Genomic DNA, 4,502 nt, shown 5'->3' on the forward strand with positions numbered 1-4,502 from the left:
GCCCAGGTCGCCTCGCGCGGCGGGGAGGTCGACGGGACCGCCGTGGGGCGCGGAGCCGCCGGGGCGGGGCCGGAGGGCGACGACGAGGGCGATCCCGCTCCGCCGCGTGGCAGCAGATGGCGTTTCGCGTTGAGCGTCGTCGGGGTCCTCGCGGTGCTGGCCGGGATCGTCGGCGTGTCGGCGCTGCTCGTCCGCAGCAACTACTTCGTCACCGAGGAGGACAACCAGGTCGTGGTGAAGAGGGGCATCTCCGGGGAGGTCTTCGGCATCTCGTTGGCCTCGGTCAGCCAGGTCGCCTGCCTGGCCACCGACGGTGACCTGACGATGCACTCCCCCGACGCCATCCCCACCGGGTGCGACGTGTTCACCCTGGGCGACCTGCGCGAACCCGCCCGGGAGACCGTCCGCGCCGGCATGCCGTCGGGCAGCCTCGCCGAGGCGACCGCCCAGGTCTCCCGCCTCGCGCAGGACAATCTCCTGCCGGTGTGCGGGCCCGCGCCACGGGACCCGGACCGCGACGGGCGCACCTCGCCGTCGTCGCCCTCCTCCCCCACCGACGCGCCCGCGTCGCCCGGGGCGCCCACGGGTGAGCCCGCACGGTCCCCCGGCGATACCGCCGAGTCACCCACGCCCCCCACCGGCCCGGCGCCCGTGCCCGGTGAGACCTGTCGGGCGGTGAGTTGAGCGTGACCAACGCCGCATCGACCTCTCCCGCGTCGGACCCCCGGGGGCGAACGGTCCCGGACCACCCGCGCCGGGGCAAGGAACTCGTCCTGCTCATCGCCGCGTCGGTGATCGTCGGGTTCGCGCTCCTGCTCGTCCAGCTGGCCCAGGAGCAGGAACTGTCACCGGCCCTGCTGTGGATCACGCTGGCGTTCCTCGGCCTGTCCGGCGGCGCCCACCTGCTCATCCGCTGGCTCGCCCCCTACGCCGACCCCGTGCTCCTGCCGGGCGTCGCGCTGCTCAACGGCCTCGGACTCGTGCTCATCTACCGGCTCGACCTGGCGTACGCCGCCAACGCGGCGGCCGCCGGCAACGACCCGCCCGGCATGGACGTGACCCGGCAGTTGCTGTGGACGTTCATCGGGCTCGGCGTCATGGGCGCCGTCCTGTTCCTCCTGCGCGACCACCGGGTCATGGCCCGCTACGGGTACACGATGGGGTTCGCCGGGCTCGTCCTGCTGGCGATCCCCGCCGTGCTGCCCGGGCGGTTCTCCGAGATCAACGGCGCCAAGAACTGGATCATCCTGCCCGGGTTCACCATCCAGCCCGGTGAGTTCGCCAAGATCCTGCTCATCATCTTCTTCGCCTCGATCCTCGTGGAGAAGCGCGAACTGTTCACCACCGCCGGTAAGCGCGTGCTGGGGGTGGACCTGCCGCGCGCCCGCGACCTCGGGCCCATCATCGTGGCGTGGTTCCTGTCGCTCGGCGTGCTGGTGTTCAACACCGATCTCGGCATGTGCCTGCTGCTGTTCGCCACCGTGCTGACCATGCTGTACGTGGCCACCGAGCGGGTGAGCTGGCTGCTCATCGGCGTGGTGCTGGTGGCGGTCGGCGGTGTGCTCGCCTACGCGCTGTTCGGGCACGTCCGCGTGCGGTTCCAGATCTGGCAGGACCCGTTCGCGTTCTTCGACACCGGCGGCTACCAGAGCTCGCAGGCCCTGTTCGGGCTGGCCTCCGGCGGGATGGGCGGCACCGGGCTCGGCAACGGCCGGCCCGACCAGGTGCCGTTCGCCAACACCGACTTCATCACCTCCACCATCGGCGAGGAGTTCGGCCTCATCGGCCTGTCCGCCGTGCTGATGGTCTACGCGATCCTCGTGCTGCGCGGCATCCGCGTGGGGCTGACCATCCGCGACAGCTTCGGCAAGCTCGTCGCCGTGGGCCTGGCGTTCACCGTGGCCATCCAGATGTTCGTCGTGGTGGGCGGCGTGTCCACGCTCATCCCGCTGACCGGCCTCACCCTGCCGTTCATGGCGTACGGCGGGTCCAGCCTGCTCGCCAACTACGCCCTCCTGGCCATCCTGCTGCGCCTGTCCAACGACGCGCGCCGGCCCATGCCCACCCCGCGCCAGGCGCCGGCGCTCGCCGAGGCCGCCACCGGCCTGATGCGCACGCCGCGGCTGCTGCCGGGGCGGAGGAACGGGTGAGCGCCGCGTGAACGCCGCCATCCGCAGGGTCGCCGTGGCCGCCATGGTCATGGTGGTGGCCCTCCTCCTCCAGCTCACCTGGGTGCAGGTCTTCCGCGCCGACGAACTACGCGCCGACCCGCGCAACACCCGCATGCTCCTCGACGAGTACTCCCGCCAGCGCGGACAGATCACCGCCGGCGGGCGCGTGCTGGCCATGTCCCTGCCGTCGGACGGGCGTTTCGAGTTCGAGCGCACCTACCCCACCGACCCCGAGGTGTTCGGCCCCACCGTCGGCTACTACTCGCTGCAGTTCGCCACCGCCGGGATCGAGCAGTCCCAGGACGCCTTCCTCAACGGCTCCGACCCGCGCCTGCTGTCCCAGCGCATCACCGGCCTCATCTCCGGCCGCACGCCCCAGGGCGGCTCCGTCGAGCTGACCCTCGACCCGGTCGGCCAGCGCGTCGCCTATGACGCCCTCCGCCGCGGCGCCGGCCAGGGCCCGTTCGTCGGCTCCGTCGCCGCCGTGCGCCCGTCGACCGGCGAGGTCCTCGCGCTGGCCTCCAGCCCCTCCTTCGACCCGGGCGCCCTGTCGAGCACCGACCCGGACGTGCGCGAGGCGGAGATGGCCCGCATCGAGCAGAGCCCCGACCGGCCCCTGCTCAACCACGCCACCCAGCAGGCCCTGCCGCCCGGCTCCACGATGAAGGTCATCACCACCGCCGCGGCCCTCGAGCAGGGCATGGGTCCGGACACCCCCGTCTCCGGCGCCGACCGCACCCTCCTGCCCGGCACCGCCACCTACCTGCAGAACTACGCGGGCCAGACCTGCGGCGGCGGCACGGTCACCCTCCGCACAGCGCTCGAACTGTCGTGCAACGTCCCGTTCGTGGAGATGAGCCAGGAGATCGGCCCGGAGGCGTTCACCGAGATGGCCGAGAAGTTCGGGGTGGACGGGACCGCCCCGGAGGACTTCGGTGTGCCCGTCGCGCCGTCCGGGCTCGGGCAGATGGAGGACGCCGCCCAGCTCGCCATGAGCGCGATCGGCCAGAGCGACGTCCGCATGACCACCCTGCAGAGCGCCATGGTCGCCGCGACCGTCTCCAACGGCGGCGTCCGCATGGAGCCGCAGCTGATCAAGTCCCTGACGGCGCCCGACCTCTCCGTCGTCGAGGGTTTCACCCCCCGCGACGCGGCCCGCGCCCTCACCGACGACCAGGCCGCCACCCTCACCGACATGATGATCGGCGCCGAGGCCAATGCCGGCGGCGGCCTGCCCGGGGTGACCATCGCCTCCAAGACCGGCACCGCCGAGCACGGCGTCGACGCCTCCACGTCGATCCCCTATACCTGGTACATCGCCTTCGCCCCCGGCCGTGACGTGGCGGTGGCCGTGGCGATCGAGTCCGGCCCCGGCATCACCCGCGACACCGTCGGCGCCACCTACGCCGCCCCCATCGGGCGCGAGGTCCTGGGCGCCCTCCTCGGGGGCGCGCCGTGAGCCTGAACTCCGGGGCTCTGCTGTCCCAGCGCTACCGTCTGCTGCGGCTCATCGCCACGGGCGGGATGGGCCAGGTCTGGGAGGCCGACGACTCCGTCCTCGACCGGCACGTCGCGGTCAAGGTCCTCAAGGCCGAGTACTCCTCCGACCCCGAGTTCGTCGAGCGGTTCCGCTCCGAGGCCAAGGTCACCGCGCGGATCTCCCATCCCGGGATCGCCACCGTCTACGACTACGGCCAGATCACCGACCCCGCCTCCGGTAGCCCGCTGTCCTACCTCGTCATGGAACTCGTGGTGGGCGAGCCGCTGTCGGACGTCCTCGCGCGCGAGGGCACGCTGCCCCTGCGCCACACGCTCGACATGCTCGAGCAGACCGGCCGCGCCCTCAACGCCGCCCACGCGATCGGGCTCGTGCACCGCGACGTCAAGCCGGGCAACATCCTCATCACGCCGACGGGTCAGGTCAAGCTCACCGACTTCGGGATCGCCAAGTCCATGGGCGCGTCCGCCGTCACCCAGACGGGGATGGTCGTGGGCACCGCCCAGTACATCGCGCCCGAGCAGGCGATGGGACACGAGACCTCGCCCGCCGGGGACGTCTACTCCCTCGGCGTGGTGGGCTACGAGTGTCTGGCCGGGCGGCGACCGTTCGTCGCCGACTCACCAGTGAGCGTCGCGATGATGCACGTGCGCGACACCCCGGCGCCGCTGCCCGAGTCGGTGCCCGGCCCGGTCCGGCGCGTCATCGCCGAGGCGATGTCCAAGGACCCCGAGCGGCGTTACCCCGACGGCGAGGCCTTCGCCGAGGCAGTCGCCGACATCCGGGCCGGCCGCGACCCGCGCCCGCCGAGTGCGTTCCTCGCCGCCGCGGGC

At 72.6% G+C, this 4,502-nt stretch carries 3 protein-coding genes and 1 pseudogene; all 4 read left to right on the plus strand.

The window, feature by feature from the left end; all coding sequences use genetic code 11:
• A pseudogene (locus G6030_RS14915) lies at positions 1 to 684 on the plus strand (serine/threonine protein phosphatase); the annotation flags it as partial.
• Between the two features lie 89 nt (positions 685 to 773).
• Complete coding sequence (locus tag G6030_RS14920) at positions 774 to 2,150, plus strand: FtsW/RodA/SpoVE family cell cycle protein (protein ID WP_241724383.1); 1,377 nt, start codon at positions 774 to 776, stop codon at positions 2,148 to 2,150.
• A 7-nt stretch (positions 2,151 to 2,157) separates the two neighbouring features.
• A complete protein-coding gene (locus G6030_RS14925) occupies positions 2,158 to 3,630 on the plus strand; it encodes a penicillin-binding transpeptidase domain-containing protein (protein WP_182643660.1) in 1,473 nt (490 codons plus the stop codon).
• Positions 3,627 to 4,502, plus strand: an 876-nt coding sequence (locus tag G6030_RS14930; RefSeq protein WP_182643661.1) for a protein kinase, incomplete at its 3' end; no start/stop codon positions are given. The genes G6030_RS14925 and G6030_RS14930, both read left to right, overlap by 4 nt.

Origin of the sequence: Dietzia sp. E1 (assembly GCF_014145015.1) — a bacterium.
In the GTDB taxonomy this organism is placed as follows: Bacteria; Actinomycetota; Actinomycetes; order Mycobacteriales; family Mycobacteriaceae; genus Dietzia; species Dietzia cinnamea_A.